Origin of the sequence: Massilia sp. UYP11 (assembly GCF_050434805.1) — a bacterium.
In the GTDB taxonomy this organism is placed as follows: domain Bacteria; phylum Pseudomonadota; class Gammaproteobacteria; order Burkholderiales; family Burkholderiaceae_D; genus Telluria.
Genome location: NZ_JBNDJE010000008.1, coordinates 116,182 through 132,845, shown reverse-complemented (window position 1 = coordinate 132,845; position 16,664 = coordinate 116,182). Strand labels below are relative to the sequence as shown.

Here is a 16,664-nt window from a genome sequence, read left to right as displayed (position 1 = left end):
ATTGAGTGAGGCGGCGATGGGCCGTGTAGCCGTCAAGGGGCGGCAGGCCGAGGCCAATGCCCATGTGCCGCTGCCGATCCGCGACGGCGTCTCGCCCAGCTACCTGTGGCTGACCGAGACGCGCGCCGGCGGCATGCTGCGTTTTCTCGCCGAGCGGTTTCCAGACGTGAGCCGCGAGGCCTGGGCCGCGCGCCTGGACCGCGGCGAGATCGTCGACGCCAGGGGCGAGCCCTTGGCCGCCGACAGCCACGTGCGCCAGGGCATGCGCATCTGGTATTACCGCGAGCTGGAACAGGCCGAGACGCCGATCCCGTTTCGTGAGAACGTGCTGTTCCGGGACGAGCACATCCTGGTGGCCGACAAGCCGCACTTCCTGCCGACCATCCCGACCGGGCGCTTTTTGAAAGAGACGCTGCTGGTGCGCCTGAAGCGGGCGACCGATCTGCCGCACCTGGTGCCGATCCACCGGCTCGATCGCGAGACCGCGGGCGTGGTGATCTTCTCGCACAATCCCGCATCGCGCGGAGCGTATCAGTCGATGTTCCAGAAGCGGGTGGTGAGCAAGACCTACGAGGCGCTGGCGCCGATGATGGCGGGACGCACGTTCCCCTTTACCTACCGCAGCCGCATGCAGGATGCGCAGCAGTTTTTCGTCAGCGAAGAGGTGGAGGGCGAGCCGAATTCGGAGACGCTGATCGAGCTGATCGAACAGCGCGGGATTCTCGCGCGTTATCGCCTGCATCCGCACACGGGCCGCAAGCACCAGCTGCGGCTGCACCTGTCGCGGCTCGGCGCGCCGATCGTGAACGACGTCTTCTATCCGGTGGCGCTGCCGTGCAAGGGCGACGATTTCGGCGCGCCGCTGCAGCTGCTGGCGCGTTCGATCGCCTTTGACGACCCCTTGAGCGGCCAGCCCCGCAGCTTCAGCAGCGCATTCAGCCTGGATTGGCCCTGACTAGCGTGCGTAGTCGATGATCAAGGGAGCGTGGTCCGAGAACTTGACGTCCCTGTAGACCGACACGGTCTTGGCGCACCGGGCGATGCCCGGGGTGGCGACGTGGTAGTCGATGCGCCAGCCCACGTTCTTGGCATAGGCCTGGCCGCGGTTGCTCCACCAGGTGTACTGCTCGGGGCGCGGGTCCAGGCCGCGGTGCACGTCGACCAGGCCCAGGTCATCGAATATGCGCGTCATCCAGGCGCGTTCCTCGGGCAGGAAGCCTGAGTTCTTCAGGTTGCCCTTCCAGTTCTTGAGGTCGATCTCCTTGTGGGCGATGTTCCAGTCGCCGCAGATCACGATTTCGCGGCCCTCGGCCTGCAGTTCCTGCAGGTGCGGCAGGAACACTTCCATGAAGCGGAACTTGGCCAGCTGGCGCTCGGGCGACGAGGAGCCCGACGGCGCGTACAGCGAGATCACGGTCAGGTCGCCGAAATCGCAGCGCGTATAGCGGCCTTCGGCGTCGAATTCGACGCAGCCGAAGCCGATGCGGTGCTTGTCCGGGGCGGTGCGGCTGTAGATGCCGGTGCCCGAATAGCCCTTCTTCTCGGCGTAGTGGAAGTGGCCGTGGTAGCCGTGAGGGCGCAGGAAGTCTTCGGTCATGTCGGCCTCCTGGGCCTTGAGCTCCTGGACGCAGATGTAGTCGGCATCCTGCGTGGCGAGCCACTCGAAGAAACCCTTCTTGTGGGCGGAACGGATGCCGTTCAGGTTCGCGGAAATAATTCGTGGCATGGTGATGTAGGACGGTAACGATCAGCGGACTTAGACGTCCGAAAACAAGCCGGACAGTGTAGCGCGTTTTTCAACCGCTCGTCATGCCTGCAACTGTTACATAAATGTAAGATGGAGCATGATAATGGGCAACAATCTGTTGCACTGGGCACGCTCCTGCACCGCGCGCCGTGTCGCTCCTGACGCTGCCCTGTCTCCTTTCCAAGTCCATGAACACTGACAAACCGCTACTCGCGGGTAGCGTCGATAACGGCGTTTGCCTGCCCGCCGCATCGTACGCCGAACTGGCCGACTTCGTGGAAAACGCCGTCGAAGGCCTGCACCGGGTCGGCCCGGACGGCACCATCCTGTGGGCCAACCGCGCCGAACTGCAGCTGCTGGGCTATGCGTGGGACGAATACGTCGGCCGCCACATCGCCGAATTCCACGACGATCCGGCCACGATCGATTACATGCTGGCGACCCTGCTGTCGGGCGGGACGCTGTATGACCAGCCGGCGCGGCTGCGCTGCAAGGATGGCGCGATCAAGCACGTGCTGATCCACTCGAACGGGCATTTCGAGAACGGCCAGCTGCGTTACACCCGCTGCTTCACGCGCGACGCGACCGCGCGGCACGAGCGCGACGTGGCGCTGGCCCAGCGCAATGCGATGCTGCTCAACGCCCCCGTCGCCGCGGCCTTGCTGATGGGCCCCGAGCTGCGCTTTCAGCTGGCCAACCGGCGCTATCGCGAACTGGTCGACTGCGACGAGCTGGTCGGCCTCACCTTCGTGGAGGCCTTTCCGCGCCTGGCCGGCAGCGGCGTGGCCGAGCACATCGCGCGCGTGTTCGCCACCGGTGAACCGTATCATGCGCAAGAGCTGGCCCTCATCCGCCTCGATCCCCAGGGCCAGCCTGACGAGCGCTATTTCAAGTTCAGCCTGGAGCCGCTGGCGGGGGGCGATGGCCGGCCGGACGGCGTGATCGTGGTCGCGGTCGAGGTGACGGAGCACGTGCGCAGCCGCCAGGCGATCGAGCGCGCCCACTGCGACCGCGAGCAGTTGCTGGTGGACTTGAGCGCGGCCAGCCGGGCCAAGGACGAGTTCCTGGCCATGCTGGGCCACGAACTGAGAAATCCCCTGTCGCCGATCGTCACCGCGCTGCAGCTGATGCGCATGCGGGACGATGGCGCGCACGGGCGCGAGCGCGAGATCATCCAGCGCCAGGTGGACCACCTGGTGCGGCTGGTGGACGACCTGCTCGACGTCTCGCGCGTCACGCGCGGCAAGATCGAGCTCAAGGTCGAGCGGGTCGAACTGGCGCGGGTGATCGACAAGGCGGTCGAGATGGCGAGCCTGCTGATCGAGCAGCGCCGCCACCGCCTCGAGGTCGAACTCGAGCCCGGCCTGGCGTGGGCGGGCGATCCGGTGCGGCTGGCGCAGGTGGTGTCGAACCTGCTGACCAATGCGGCGCGCTACACCGAGCCGGGTGGCCGGCTGTGGCTGCGCGTGCGGCGCGATGGGCTCGATGCGGTCGAGATCAGCGTGCGCGACACCGGCATCGGCCTTGCGCCCGAGGTGCGCGAACAGGTGTTCGAGCTGTTCTTCCAGGGCAAGCGCAGCATCGACCGCGCCGAAGGCGGGCTCGGGATCGGGCTGGCGCTGGTGAAGAACATCGTCGAACTGCATGGCGGCAGCGTCCATGCGCACAGCGAGGGCCGCGGCCTGGGCAGCGAGTTCGTGGTGCGCCTGCCGCTATGCAGCGGGCCCCAGGCGCCGGCGCCATCGGAACCGGCGCCGGTGGCGATGCCGGATGTGACCACGCAGCGGGTGCTGCTGGTGGACGACAATGCCGACGGCGCCGACACCCTGGGCCGCCTGCTGCGTGCGCACGGCCATACGGTCGAGGTGTACCACGATCCGGTCGGCGCGCTGGCGGCACTGGATCGCTTCAGGCCCACGATCGCCTTGCTCGACATCGGCCTGCCGGTGCTGGACGGCTACCAGCTCGCCGCGCGCATCCGCGCGCTGCCCGGCGGGCAGGGCTGCCGCCTGGTGGCGCTGAGCGGCTACGGGCTGGCGGCCGACCATGCGCGCAGCAGCGCGGCCGGCTTCGAGCGCCACCTGGTCAAGCCGGTCAATCCGGACGAGGTGGCGCGGGAGGTCGCGGCCGGCGCCGCGACGGATTAAAATAGCCGCTTTCGACATTCAGGGAGAAGGTATATGAGCGATCTGCGCCAGCAGTTTATCGGGTTTTCGGTCGAGGCCGAGGTATTGAGGTTCGGCCAATTCACGACCAAGGCCGGCCGCCTGTCGCCGTACTTCTTCAACGCCGGCCTGTTCCACGACGGCGCCACGCTGGGCAAGCTCGCCCAGTTCTATGCCCAGACCCTGCTCGACTCGGGCGTCGAATTCGACATGCTGTTCGGCCCGGCCTACAAGGGCATCACCCTGGCCAGCGCCACGGCCGTGGCCCTGGCCGCGAAGGGCCGCGACACCTCGTTCGCCTACAACCGCAAGGAAGCGAAGGACCATGGCGAGGGCGGCACCATCGTCGGCGCCAAGCTGCAGGGTAAAGTGGTGATCATCGACGACGTGATCTCGGCCGGCACCTCGGTGCGCGAATCGGTGACGATGATCCGCGCCGCCGGCGCCGAACCGGCCGCCGTGCTGATCGCCCTGGACCGCATGGAGCGCTCGGGCAAGGACGACGCCTTGTCCGAACTGTCGGCGGTGCAGGAAGTATCGCGCGAATTCAACATCCCGGTGATCTCGATCGCCAACCTGACCGACCTGTTCACCTACCTCGACACCCACACCCAGGACGCGCGCCTGTCCCAGCACAAGGACGCCGTCGCCGCCTACCGCACCCGCTACGGCATCTAGAGCAATTACCCAACAATTAGGGTCAGAGTAGATTTGTTGGGCAATTCCCCAAAGTTGTCAAACAATTCGACTCTGACCCTAATTTGGATTTGCGGAAAGTCTTGCAAAATAATTAGGGTCAGAGTCGATTGATTGAGCAATTTTCTAGAATTGCCAATTAATTCGACACTGACCCTATTTATTTTCTTGCTCTTCGGATTCGATTCAATTTCCTTTTGATACAAGAGATTGGAATCGGCTCAGTGCGTTCGGATTGCGCCTAAAAATTGCTGACTCCGGGGAAGCTTTGCCCATCTAAATAAATAGGGTCAGAGTCAAATTATTGAGCAATTTCTCTTATGCGTACAATAAGTAGGGACAGAGTCCGAGGTGTGGGTAATTTCTTGGGTGCGAAAACAATGAGGGTCATAGTCGAATTGCCGGCAATTTTGGGAAATTGCTCAACAATTCTACTCTGACCCTCATTGTCGATGGGCTAGGGATTTAGCCGGCGAGTTTTTGTTTCAGCAGTTCGGTGACCTGGGCTGGATTGGCCTTGCCCTTCGATGCCTTCATCGTCTGGCCGATCAGGGCGTTGATGGCGGCTTCCTTGCCGGCGCGGTATTGTTCGACCGACTTGGCGTTGGCGGCCAGGACGTCGTCGACGATCGCTTCCAGCGCGCCCGTGTCCGAGATCTGCTTCAGGCCCTTCTGCTCGATCACGGTGTCGGCCAGGTGCTCGTCATCCGAGCCGGCTTCCCACATGGCGGCGAAGACTTCCTTGCCGGCCTTGTTCGAGATCGTGCCGTCGGCGATGCGCTTGAGCAGCAGCGCCAGTTGCGCCGCGCTCACCGGCGCCTCGCCGATGTCCACGCCTTCGCGGTTCAGGGTCGACGAGACGTCGCCCATCATCCAGTTGGCGGCCGCCTTGGCGTTTTCCTTGCCGGCCTTGGCCACCACGGCTTCGTAGTAGCCCGCCATCGCCTTCGACGAGGTCAGGACCAGGCTGTCGTACTCCGGCAGGCCGTACTCGCCCGTGAAGCGCGCGCGCAGCGCGCCCGGCAGCTCGGGCATGTCGGCCTGCACGCGGTCGATCCAGTCCTGGCCGATGACCAGCGGAGGCAGGTCCGGGTCGGGGAAGTAGCGGTAATCCTGCGCGTCTTCCTTGGTGCGCATCGAGCGCGTTTCCTTGCGGTCCGGGTCCCACAGGCGCGTCGCCTGGATCACCTTGCCGCCATCCTCGATCAGCTCGATCTGGCGCCGCACTTCATAGTGGATCGCCTCTTCCATGAAGCGGAACGAGTTCAGGTTCTTGATCTCGCAACGGGTGCCGAATTCCTTCTGGCCGACAGGCCGCACCGAGACGTTGACGTCGCAGCGGAACGACCCCTCCTGCATGTTGCCGTCGCAGACGCCCAGCCACATCACCAGCGAGTGCAGCGCCTTGGCATACGCCACCGCCTCGGCGGCGCTGCGCATCTCGGGCTCGGACACGATCTCGAGCAGCGGCGTGCCGGCGCGGTTCAGGTCGATGCCGGTCATGCCGGCATAGTCCTCGTGCAGCGATTTGCCGGCGTCTTCCTCGAGGTGGGCGCGGGTCAGGTTGACGGTCTTGGTCTCGAGCTTGCCGTCCTTCTCGTAGGCGAAGCTGATGGTGCCGCCCTGGACCACCGGATCCTCGAACTGGCTGATCTGGTAACCCTTCGGCAGGTCGGGATAAAAGTAGTTCTTGCGCGCGAAGACCGACTGCGGCGCGATTTTCGCGCCGACCGCCAGGCCGAACCGGATCGCGCGCTCGACCGCGCCGCGGTTCAGCACCGGCAGCACGCCCGGCAACGCCAGGTCGACCGGGCTGGCCTGCGTGTTCGGCTCGGCGCCGAAGCGGATCGAGCTGCCGCTGAAGATTTTCGATTGGGTCGTGAGCTGGACGTGGTTCTCAAGACCGATGACGACTTCCCATTGCATAGTATTTCTCTCTATTCTGTGCTGGCGCTGATTGAACGCGTCGGCGGCAGAGCCGCCAACCCTACGCGTTAGATGCCGTCTGGCGACCGCTGGTGCCAGTCGGTCGCCTGCTGGTACTGGTGCGCGATGTTCAGCAGCTTCGCCTCGGCGAAGTAGTTGCCGATGATTTGCAGGCCCACCGGGCGCTTGCCGTTCTTGTCGCCCGCGCCGAAACCGCACGGGATCGACATGCCGGGCAGGCCGGCCAGGCTGGTCGACAGCGTGAAGATGTCGGCCAGGTAGTTCGCCACCGGGTCATTGGCCTTGGCGCCCAGGTCCCAGGCCACCGTCGGCGCCACCGGCCCCATGATCACGTCGCACTTGTCGGCGAAGGCGGCCTGGAAGTCGTCCGCGATCAGGCGCCGGATCTTTTGCGCCTGCACGTAATAGGCGTCGTAGTAGCCGTGGCACAGCACATAGGTGCCGACCATGATGCGGCGCTTGACCTCGCTGCCGAAGCCTTCGGCGCGGGTTTTGCGGTACATGTCCTGCAAATCCTTGTACTCCGAAGCGCGGTGGCCGTAGCGCACGCCGTCGAAGCGCGACAGGTTCGACGAGGCTTCCGCCGGCGCGATGATGTAATAGGTCGGAATCGACAGCGCCGTCTTCGGTAGCGAGATGTCGACCAATACCGCGCCCAGTTTCACGAACTGCTCGAGCGCCGCGCGCACCGCGGCTTCGACGTCGCCAGCCAGGCCTTCGCCGAAGTATTCCGAAGGCACGCCGATGCGCAGGCCGGTCAGCGGCTTGTCAAGGTCGCGCGTGTAGTCTTCGCGCACATTGCCCTGTTCGACCGTGAGGCTGGTCGAATCGCGCTCGTCGAAGCCGCTCATTTCGTTCAGCAGCAGCGCGCAATCCTCGGCGGTCTGGGCGATCGGGCCTCCCTGGTCCAGCGACGAGGCGAAGGCGATCATGCCGAAGCGCGACACGCGGCCATAGGTCGGCTTGATGCCGGTGACGCCGCAGAAGGCGGCCGGCTGGCGGATCGAGCCGCCGGTGTCGGTCGCGGTGGCGGCCGGCGCCAGGCGCGCGGCGATCGCGGCGGCCGAGCCGCCCGACGAACCGCCCGGCACGGCGCTGGCGTCCCACGGGTTCTTCACCGCGCCGTAGGCCGAGTTCTCGTTGGCCGAACCCATCGCGAATTCGTCCAGGTTCACCTTGCCCAGGGTGACCATGCCGGCCGCCTTGAGGCGGTCGACGACGGTCGCATCGAAGGGACTGACGTAACCGTCCAGCATCTTCGAGCCGGCCGTGGTGCGCCAGCCGCGGGTGACGAAAATGTCCTTGTGCGCGATCGGCACGCCGGTCAGCGGGCCGGCCGTGCCCTGCGCCAGGCGCTCGTCGGCTTGCGCGGCCTGGGCCAGCGTCAGCTCGTGGTCCACGTGCAGGAAGGCGTTGTGCCCGCTCGCGTCGATGCGGCCGAGGTAGTGGCGCGCCAGTTCGGTCGCGGACACCTGTTTCGCGTGCAGGAGCGCGGACAGCTCCTTGATGGTCTTGTTATGCATATGCGTGTCGATTCTTTAGCGATGTTCTGGGGCGGATTACTCGATGACCTTCGGCACCAGGTACAGGCCATCCTGCGCCTTTGGCGCCGGCGCCTGGTACTCGTCGCGGCGGTTTTCTTCGGTGACCACGTCGTCGCGCAGGCGCAGCGGCAGGGCCAGGACGGCCGACAGCGGCTGGGCCAGCGGCGCCACGCCGGTGGTATCGACCGCCTGCATCTGCTCGGCCAGCGCGAAGATGCCGTTCAGCTCGGCCAGCGCGGTTTCGGCATGGGCGTCATCCATGTCGAGCTGGGCCAGATTGGCGATGCGTTTTACGTCGGAAAGGGTCAGGGACATGGCTATATGGCACGCCGTCAGCGCGCAGAAAGTGAGTCGGCGAATAATGAATGTTAGCAAGTTGTCAGCGAACGGCCCCGTATAGGCGTTAAAACCCTGCAAACACCGTTCAAATCGCTTGCAATTCGGTGGGGAAAACCATCGGTATTCAGCATGTAAACGACAAATTATAAGGTAGAATGGCGGGCTAATGCGTTGTCGTGCCGAAAGCTGGCGCCGCGCATGCGAAGTCCGCGGTGCCCATGCGTGGCAGGTGCGGCACAGAATCCCCGATCAATGTTTAGGCGCACATTGATGCGCATCAGGACACCCATGTTTGGTTTTTTACGCAGCTACTTTTCGAATGACCTGGCGATCGACCTCGGCACCGCTAATACGCTGATCTACGTCCGCGGCCTTGGCATCGTCCTGGACGAGCCGTCGGTGGTCGCGATCCGCCAGGAAGGTGGCCCGAACGGCAAGAAGACCATCCAGGCAGTCGGCAAGGAAGCCAAGCAGATGCTGGGCAAGGTGCCCGGCAATATCGAAGCGATCCGCCCGATGAAGGATGGCGTGATCGCCGACTTCACCGTCACCGAGCAGATGCTCAAGCAGTTCATCCGCATGGTGCACGACTCGAAATTCTTCCGGCCGTCTCCGCGCATCATCATCTGCGTGCCTTGCGGCTCGACCCAGGTCGAGCGCCGCGCGATCCGCGAATCGGCGCTCGGCGCCGGCGCCTCGCAGGTCTACCTGATCGAAGAGCCGATGGCGGCCGCGATCGGCGCCGGCCTGCCGGTCTCGGAAGCGACCGGCTCGATGGTCGTGGACATCGGCGGCGGCACCACCGAGGTGGGCATCATCTCGCTGGGCGGCATGGTCTATAAAGGCTCGGTGCGCGTGGGCGGCGACAAGTTCGACGAAGCCATCGTCAACTACATCCGCCGCAACTACGGCATGCTGATCGGCGAACAGACCGCCGAGGCGATCAAGAAGGCGATCGGTTCGGCGTTCCCGGGCTCGGAAGTCAAGGAAATGGAAGTCAAGGGCCGCAACCTGTCGGAAGGCATCCCGCGCTCGTTCACCATTTCGAGCAACGAGATCCTGGAAGCCCTCACCGATCCGCTGAACCAGATCGTGTCGGCGGTGAAGAACGCGCTGGAGCAGGCGCCGCCGGAGCTGGGCGCCGACATCGCCGAAAAAGGCATGATGCTGACCGGCGGTGGCGCGCTGCTGCGCGATCTCGACCGCCTCCTGATGGAAGAAACCGGCCTGCCGGTGCTGGCCGCCGAAGATCCGCTCACTTGTGTGGTGCGCGGCTCGGGCATGGCGCTCGAGCGCATGGACAAGCTTGGTTCGATCTTCTCGTACGAATAAGACGCGCGTGGTCAACCGGGGCGGGCAGGGCGTGCGGTCACAAGCTGCGCGCATCTGCCCGCCTTGGCATTGACCGTCTGCGTTATCACCAACGGACGTCATGGAATACAGTCCTCCGCCGCTGTTCAAACAAGGCGCCCCAGCACGAGTCAAGGCGATGGTCTGCGCACTGATCGCCATCGTATTGCTGTTCGTCGACGCCCGCATGGGATTGCTCTCCGGCGTGCGCCAGGTAGCCGCGACCGTGCTCTATCCGATGCAGATGGCGGCCCTGATGCCGCGCGAGGCGCTGGCCAATATGGGTGATTATTTCTCGTCGCTGTCGACCTTGCAGAAGGAAGTGCAGGCGCTCAAGCACCAGGAGCTGGCGCGCGCCCAGTTGCTGCAGCAGGCCCAGTTCCAGATGGCCGAGAACGCGCATCTGCGGCGCCTGATGGAAGCCAGGCAGCAGTTGCCGGTGCAGTCGCAGATGGCCGAGATCCTGTACGACGCGCGCGACCCGTCCACCCGCCGCATCGTGATCAACCGCGGTTCGCGCGACGACGTGTCGCTCGGCCTGCCGGTGATCGACTATGCCGGCGTGGTCGGCCAGGTCACCCGCGTGTTCCCGTTCACCTCCGAAGTCACGCTGCTGACCGACAAGGACCAGGCCATTCCGGTGCAGGTGCTGCGCAGTGGTTTACGCAGCATCGTCTATGGCCGCGGCAATACGGGCCTGCTCGACCTGCGCTTCGTGGCCCAGGATGCCGACATCCAGGTCGGCGACGTGCTGGTGACGTCGGGGCTGGACGGAATGTACCCGGCCGGCCTGGCGGTGGCGCGCGTGACCCAGGTCGAGAAGGCCGCCGGCTCGTTCGGCCGCGTGGTCGGCCAGCCGCTGGCCGGCATCGACCGCAATCGCCAGGTGCTGGTGATCATGTCGCACCATGCCTTGCCGCCGCGCCCGGCGCCCGAAACGCCGTCTGCGGCCACCACCCGGCGCACTATGCCGAAGATGGCGCCGGTGCCGCAACCGCCGCTGCCGGCCGCGCCGCTGCCGGCGGCCGGCGTGCCCGCAGCCCCGGTCACCGCGCCGGCCGCAACCACCACGAACGGCGCGCCGGCGCCGGCCGGCCAGCCTGCGGCGACGCCACCTGCAACGCCGTCCGCGGCCCAGGCCGCGCCACGTCCGGCGGCGCCGCCCGCCACGCCACCTGCAACGACCGCGACCGCGCCTGCGCCGGCCGCCCGAACGGAGTAAGCCGCCATGCCCGGTCGCCGTCCCCATTACATCCTGCTGCCCGTCAGCCCGCTGTTCATTGCCTTCAGCCTGGTGTGCGCCTTCATGCTCAACCTGATGCCCTGGGGGCGCTGGGTGGGGGCGCCCGACTTCGTCGCGCTGGTGCTGGTGTTCTGGGGCATCCACCAGCCGCGCAAGGTCGGCATCGGCGTCGCCTTCTGCATGGGCCTGTTGATGGACGTGCACGACGCCAGCCTGCTGGGCGAGAACGCGCTCGCCTACACCGTGCTGTCCTACCTGGCCATCATGATCCACCGCCGCGTGCTGTGGTTCCCGCTGCTGACCCAGGCGATGCACATGTTCCCGCTGCTGCTGCTGGCGCAGGCGATCCAGCTGGTGGTGCACATGCTGGTATCAGGCCGCTTCCCCGGCCTGCTGCAGTTCATCGAGAGCGTGGTGGCGGTGGCCCTGTGGCCGGTGATCACCTGGCTGCTGCTGGCGCCCCAGCGGCGCGCCGTCGACCGCGACCATACCCGTCCCATCTGACCAGGTTTGCCCAGGAATGACCGAGTTCAAGGATAGCGACCGCGAGATCCACCAGTTCCGGATGCGCCTCACAGCGCTGGTGGCGCTCGTCTTCATCTGCTTCGGCCTGCTGGTCGCGCGCGTGGTCTGGCTGCAGGTGCTGCACCACGACCAGTACGCGGCGCAGGCCGAGGACAACCGTATCGCGCTGGTGCCGATCGTGCCCAACCGCGGCCTGATCGTGGACCGCAATGGCGTGGTCCTGGCGCGCAACTATTCCGCCTACACGCTCGAGATCACGCCGTCCAAGCTGCAGGCCGACATGGAGTCGGTGATCGACGAGCTGGCCAAGCTGGTCGCGATCGACGCGCGCGACCGGCGCCGCTTCAAGCGCCTGCGCGAAGAGTCGCGCAGCTTCGCCAGCGTGCCGCTGCGCACCCGCCTGACCGACGACGAGGTGGCGCGTTTCACCGCCCAGCGCTTCCGCTTTCCCGGCGTCGAGGTGCAGGCCCGCCTGTTCCGCCAGTATCCGATGGGCGAGGTGGCCTCGCACGTGATCGGCTACATCGGCCGCATCAACGCCAAGGAAGCCGCCGCGATCGAGGAGGGCGACGACGCCGCCAACTACAACGGCACCGACCATATCGGCAAGGAGGGCGTCGAGAAGCGCTACGAGCGCCAGCTGCACGGCGTCACCGGTTACGAGCAGGTCGAGCGCTCGGCCGGCGGGCGCGCGATCCGCACGCTCAAGCGCACCGCGCCGGTCCCGGGCAGCAACCTGATCCTGTCGATCGACATCGAGCTGCAAAAGATCGCCGAGGAAGCATTCGGCGACCAGCGTGGCGCGCTGGTGGCGATCGAACCGTCGACCGGCGACGTGCTGGCCTATGTCTCGCGCCCCGGCTTCGATCCGAACCTGTTCGTCGACGGCATCGACTACCAGAGCTGGAACGAGCTGAACACCTCGCTCGACCGGCCGCTGATGAACCGTCCGCTGTCGGGCACCTATCCGCCCGGTTCGACCTTCAAGCCCTTCATGTCGCTGGCGGCGCTCGAGATGGGCTACCGCCGCCCGCAGGATGCGATCCGCGACCCCGGTTTCTTCATGCTGGGCGGGCACCGTTTCAACGACGACAAGCCGGGCGGCCACGGCATCGTCAATATGTACCATTCGATCGCACACTCCTGCGACACCTATTACTACCAGCTGGGCAACGAGATGGGGATCGACAACATCTCGAAATTCATGCGCGAGTTCGGCTTCGGCCAGCCGACCGGGATCGACCTCGATCATGAAAAAGTCGGCGTGCTGCCGTCGAAGGAGTGGAAGGCCGAGCGCTTCAAGCGCAACCGCGCAGCCCAGAAATGGGTGGGCGGCGACACCATCTCGATTTCGATCGGCCAGGGTTTCAACCACTACACGATGCTGCAGCTGGCGCATGCGACCGCGATCCTGGCCAATGACGGCGTGGTGATGAAGCCGCACCTGGTCAAGATGATCGAGGATGGCGTGACCCGCGAGCGCACCCTGACCGTGCCCAAGGAAACCCGGCGCCTGTCGATGAAGCAGGAGCACCTCGATTTCATCAAGGATGCGATGGCCGGCGTGATGCGCGAAGGCACCGGACAACGCGCCTTCTCCGGCGCCGCGTATTCCTCGGCCGGCAAGACCGGCACCGCGCAGGTGATCGGCCTGCGCGGCAAGAAGTACGACGCCAACGCGATCGACGAGCGCCATCGCGACAATGCGCTGTTCACCGCTTTCGCGCCGGTCGAGCAGCCGCGCATCGCGCTGGCGATGATCGTCGAGAACGCCGGCTTCGGCGGCGTCGTGGCGGCGCCGATCGCGCGCAAGGTGCTCGACTACGCGATCCTCGGCAAGCGTCCGGCGCCGCCGCCGGAACCGAAGGGCGGCGCCCGTCCGGCCACCGTCAAGGCGTCCGCCCCTGCGCCTGCCTCCGCGCCGTCCCCTGCGCCGGCCCGGATGGTCGCCGTCGCGGCCCCCGCCACCGCCACCCGTACCGAATAAGCCATGGCCCATATACCAGAACGGCGCTCGCTGCGCCGCCGCCTGCGCCCGTACTTCACGGTGTTCGACCTGCCGCTGACCCTGATCCTGGCCGTGCTGGTGACGATCAGCATGGTCACCATGATGTCGGCCGGCGCCAATTTCCCGGACCGGGTCGAGCACCAGATCCGCAACTTCCTGCTCTCCTTCGCCGTCATGTGGGTGGCCGCGAACATCGCGCCGCAAACCCTGATGCGGCTTGCGGTGCCGGTCTATGCGGCCGGCGTGGCCTTGCTGGTCGCGGTCGCGATGTTCGGCCTGATCAAGAAGGGTGCGCAGCGCTGGCTGCACATCGGCGTCATCGACATCCAGCCGTCCGAGATCATGAAGATCGGCCTGCCGCTGATGCTGGCCTGGTACTTCCAGACCCGGGCCCAGGTCGCCGGCTGGAAGCATTACATCGTGGCCGCCGTGATCCTGATGATCCCGGTCGCCCTCATCATGGAGCAGCCCGACCTGGGCACCTCGCTGCTGGTCGCGTCGTCGGGCCTGTACGTGATCTTCCTGGCCGGCCTGTCGTGGAAGGCGATCGCCGCGGTGACGGTGAGTATCGTCGCCTTCCTGCCGATCGGCTGGTCGATGATGCACGACTACCAGCGCCAGCGGGTGATGACCCTGATCGATCCGACCTCCGACCCGCTGGGCAAGGGCTTCCACATCATCCAGTCGATCATCGCGATCGGCTCGGGCGGCCTGACCGGCAAGGGCTATATGCAGGGCACCCAGGGCTACCTGGAATTCGTGCCGGAACGCACCACCGACTTCGTGTTCTCGGTGTATTCGGAGGAGTTCGGCCTGGCCGGCAACCTGTTCCTGCTGTTCGTCTACCTGCTGCTGATCGGACGCGGCCTGATGATCGCGGCGAATGCGCCGAACACCTTCGGCCGCTTGCTGGCCGGTTCGATCGCGATGATTTTCTTTACGTATGCCTTTGTTAATATGGGCATGGTCGCAGGGATATTGCCTGTAGTAGGGGTGCCGCTACCCTTCATGAGCTATGGCGGCACGGCCTTTATCACGCTCGGCCTTGGCGCCGGCATATTGATGAGTATTCAAAGACATCGTAAACTGGTGCAGACATAGATTTCATAAAGGACAGCCAATGGGCGTTCGTACAAGCTTCCTGGCGGTCATACCGGTTGCCATTTTCGTATCGGCCTGCAGCAGCACCGGGGAGCACAAGCGGCTCAATCCCTTGCCGTGGCCACACAAGCCGACCGCCAAGCACGGCACTGCGCCCCAATTGCCGCCCGCTAAGTCGGGCCGCGGCGGCTACTACAAGGATGACGGCCCGGGCGACAACATCCCCGACGGCCTGCTCGACGTGCCGGACGCCGTGGTCAAGGCCGAGCCCTTCAACAAGTGGACCGGCCGCCCCTACACGGTGCTCGGCAAGACCTATACGCCGCTGGGGAACAACGAGCCCTACACCGCGCGTGGCGTGAGCACCTGGTATGGCGTCAAGTTTCATGGCCAGCGCACGGCGTCGGGCGAACTGTACGATATGTACAAGATGACGGCCGCGCATCCGACCCTGCCGATTCCGTCCTACGTGCGCGTCACCAGCCTCGACACCGGCAATTCGGTGGTGGTGCGCATCAACGACCGCGGCCCTTTCCACGCAAGCCGGATCATCGACGTCTCGTACACGGCGGCACTCAAGCTCGGCCTGCTGGGCAAGGGCAGCCACGAAGTCGAGGTCGAGCGCCTGTTCCCGGGCGATTCGATCGTTGCGCCGGCCCGGATCGCGGCCGCGCGGCGCGAAGTCGCGTCGATCGCGCAATCGGCGCCGCCCGAGATCGAAGCGCTGATGCTGGAAGACCGGATCCGTTCCGACAGCGCGGCGCTGGTGAGCCAGACTGGGCCGGCGCCCACGGCGGCGCCCGCAGCTGCCGGCGCCGGACGCTATTTCATCCAGCTCGGCGCCTATGGCCGGGCCGGCACCGCCGAAGCCATGAGCGAAAAGGTCACCAATGCCGGCGTCGAGCTGGGCAAGCTCGAAGTGGTGAAGGTGGGTTCCCTGAACCGTCTCTACGGCGGTCCCTATGGCAGCCGCGCCGAAGCGGTGGAGGCGATGCGGGCATTGCCTGCGAGCCTCGGTTTCAAGCCGATCGTCGTCCGGCGCTGACGCCGGCGCCATGAAAAATGGCCGGCGAACCGGCCATTCCTCCAGCGCAAAGGATTCCGCTTATGCGCGTGCGGCGCCGGTACGGCGGCGGCGGGCAACGCCGACGGCAGCCAGGCCGGCGCCTGCCAGCAGCAGGCTCGATGGCTCGGGCACTTCGGCCGGTTCTTCGGCGGGTTCTTCCACTTTCGTGTAGTCCAGCATAAGGTTGCTGTCGGTCAGCAACAGGTCGCCGACGACTTTCAGGGTCAGGCGCAGGTCGCCGTTGTCGAACATTTGGGCGAGGAGATCCTGGTCATCGATGAAGCCGGAGATCGTGAAGCCGCCCGTGTAGTCCTTGGTCACGATGGTGGTCTGGGTTTTCACGTCCGACTTGAAGTATTTGCACTTGAACATGAAGCACTGGGTGCCGTCATAGTTGCGCACGGTGCTCGAGCCGCCATGTTCGGTCGTCTCGCTGAGCGTGGTCGCGCCGCTGCCGAGCACCAGGTCGCCGAACGACAGTTGCGCGGTTTCCTGTGCGCTGGTCTTGGTGACCGTCTGGCCGATATCGACCTTACGCACGTAGGCGCCGAGCGATTTCGACCACGTGTAGTCGCCCGCCTGGTAGCTGGTCTTCACCGGGCCCTGCGACATGAAGGCGCCGCCGTTGTCGAGGAACGAGAAGGAGAACGACAGGCTGTTCAGTTCATACTGGCCATCCAGGTTCGATTTGAAGACGGCATCGTAAGTCTTGTTCGACAGGGTGCTGCCGAACGAGCCATCCAGATTGATGGTCTCGGCGGATGCGGAGGTCGAGATGGCGCAGGCAACGGCGAACAGTGCAGCGACGACGGTCTTTTTCATGATATCCCCTGAGAATTAAATTTGAGCAACGTATTTTGATATAAAGCAAGTTGCGTGCCAGAAATATAAGTGATTGTTTTGATTAATATTATTTTCTGAAGGAAATTCTTG

Annotated in this window: 14 protein-coding genes; 9 read left to right on the top strand and 5 right to left on the bottom strand. The window is 65.2% G+C overall.

Annotated features, from left to right (window positions below; translation table 11 throughout):
* Positions 1 to 16 precede the first annotated feature (16 nt).
* Entirely contained in the window at positions 17 to 955 is a 939-nt protein-coding gene (locus ABIB38_RS13755; RefSeq protein WP_429204643.1) for a pseudouridine synthase, read from the top strand.
* On the opposite strand, the gene ABIB38_RS13750 is transcribed toward ABIB38_RS13755, so the two are convergent.
* Positions 956 to 1,726 carry an exodeoxyribonuclease III gene (locus ABIB38_RS13750; protein ID WP_429204641.1) on the bottom strand — a complete coding sequence of 257 codons (771 nt, stop codon included), beginning with the start codon at positions 1,724 to 1,726 and terminating at the stop codon, positions 956 to 958.
* 209 nt (positions 1,727 to 1,935) lie between these two features.
* On the opposite strand from ABIB38_RS13750, the gene ABIB38_RS13745 reads away from it, so the two are divergent.
* Positions 1,936 to 3,894 carry a hybrid sensor histidine kinase/response regulator gene (locus ABIB38_RS13745; RefSeq protein ID WP_429204639.1) on the top strand — a complete coding sequence of 653 codons (1,959 nt, stop codon included), beginning with the start codon at positions 1,936 to 1,938 and terminating at the stop codon, positions 3,892 to 3,894.
* Positions 3,895 to 3,927: 33 nt separating this feature from the next.
* Positions 3,928 to 4,590 carry an orotate phosphoribosyltransferase gene (gene pyrE / locus ABIB38_RS13740; RefSeq protein ID WP_429204638.1) on the top strand — a complete coding sequence of 221 codons (663 nt, stop codon included), beginning with the start codon at positions 3,928 to 3,930 and terminating at the stop codon, positions 4,588 to 4,590.
* A gap of 483 nt (positions 4,591 to 5,073) precedes the next feature.
* On the opposite strand, the gene gatB is transcribed toward pyrE, so the two are convergent.
* Genes gatB through gatC form a run of 3 tightly spaced genes read right to left on the bottom strand, consistent with a single transcriptional unit; the run spans position 5,074 to position 8,414 of the window.
* Positions 5,074 to 6,549, bottom strand: coding sequence for an Asp-tRNA(Asn)/Glu-tRNA(Gln) amidotransferase subunit GatB (gene gatB, locus ABIB38_RS13735; RefSeq protein WP_429204698.1), 1,476 nt, complete (start codon positions 6,547 to 6,549; stop codon positions 5,074 to 5,076).
* A gap of 53 nt (positions 6,550 to 6,602) precedes the next feature.
* Positions 6,603 to 8,078: an Asp-tRNA(Asn)/Glu-tRNA(Gln) amidotransferase subunit GatA gene (gene gatA, locus ABIB38_RS13730; protein WP_429204637.1), complete on the bottom strand. Its 1,476-nt coding sequence runs from the start codon at positions 8,076 to 8,078 to the stop codon at positions 6,603 to 6,605.
* A 36-nt stretch (positions 8,079 to 8,114) separates the two neighbouring features.
* On the bottom strand, positions 8,115 to 8,414 hold the full coding sequence (gene gatC / locus ABIB38_RS13725; protein WP_429204635.1) for an Asp-tRNA(Asn)/Glu-tRNA(Gln) amidotransferase subunit GatC: 300 nt from the start codon (positions 8,412 to 8,414) through the stop codon (positions 8,115 to 8,117).
* Positions 8,415 to 8,726: 312 nt separating this feature from the next.
* Here gatC and ABIB38_RS13720 point away from each other — a divergent pair, with 312 nt between their 5' ends.
* The 6 genes from ABIB38_RS13720 to ABIB38_RS13695 all read left to right on the top strand — a co-directional run bounded on the left by ABIB38_RS13720 (position 8,727) and on the right by ABIB38_RS13695 (position 15,710).
* Positions 8,727 to 9,770 (top strand): rod shape-determining protein, encoded by a 1,044-nt coding sequence (locus ABIB38_RS13720; RefSeq protein ID WP_005667820.1) that lies wholly within the window; start codon positions 8,727 to 8,729, stop codon positions 9,768 to 9,770.
* A 100-nt stretch (positions 9,771 to 9,870) separates the two neighbouring features.
* Positions 9,871 to 11,010 carry a rod shape-determining protein MreC gene (gene mreC, locus ABIB38_RS13715; protein WP_429204634.1) on the top strand — a complete coding sequence of 380 codons (1,140 nt, stop codon included), beginning with the start codon at positions 9,871 to 9,873 and terminating at the stop codon, positions 11,008 to 11,010.
* A 6-nt stretch (positions 11,011 to 11,016) separates the two neighbouring features.
* The gene (gene mreD / locus ABIB38_RS13710; RefSeq protein WP_429204633.1) at positions 11,017 to 11,535 is read left to right on the top strand and encodes a rod shape-determining protein MreD; all 519 of its coding nucleotides are present in this window, start codon (positions 11,017 to 11,019) and stop codon (positions 11,533 to 11,535) included.
* A gap of 16 nt (positions 11,536 to 11,551) precedes the next feature.
* Positions 11,552 to 13,543 (top strand): penicillin-binding protein 2, encoded by a 1,992-nt coding sequence (gene mrdA, locus ABIB38_RS13705; protein WP_429204631.1) that lies wholly within the window; start codon positions 11,552 to 11,554, stop codon positions 13,541 to 13,543.
* 3 nt (positions 13,544 to 13,546) lie between these two features.
* On the top strand, positions 13,547 to 14,665 hold the full coding sequence (rodA, locus tag ABIB38_RS13700) for a rod shape-determining protein RodA (protein ID WP_429204630.1): 1,119 nt from the start codon (positions 13,547 to 13,549) through the stop codon (positions 14,663 to 14,665).
* 19 nt (positions 14,666 to 14,684) lie between these two features.
* On the top strand, positions 14,685 to 15,710 hold the full coding sequence (locus ABIB38_RS13695) for a septal ring lytic transglycosylase RlpA family protein (RefSeq protein ID WP_429204628.1): 1,026 nt from the start codon (positions 14,685 to 14,687) through the stop codon (positions 15,708 to 15,710).
* Between the two features lie 60 nt (positions 15,711 to 15,770).
* Here the strand turns inward: ABIB38_RS13695 and ABIB38_RS13690 are convergent, their stop codons facing one another.
* Positions 15,771 to 16,553, bottom strand: a complete 783-nt coding sequence (locus ABIB38_RS13690) for a PEP-CTERM sorting domain-containing protein (RefSeq protein WP_429204626.1) — start codon at positions 16,551 to 16,553, stop codon at positions 15,771 to 15,773.
* Positions 16,554 to 16,664: the final 111 nt, after the last annotated feature.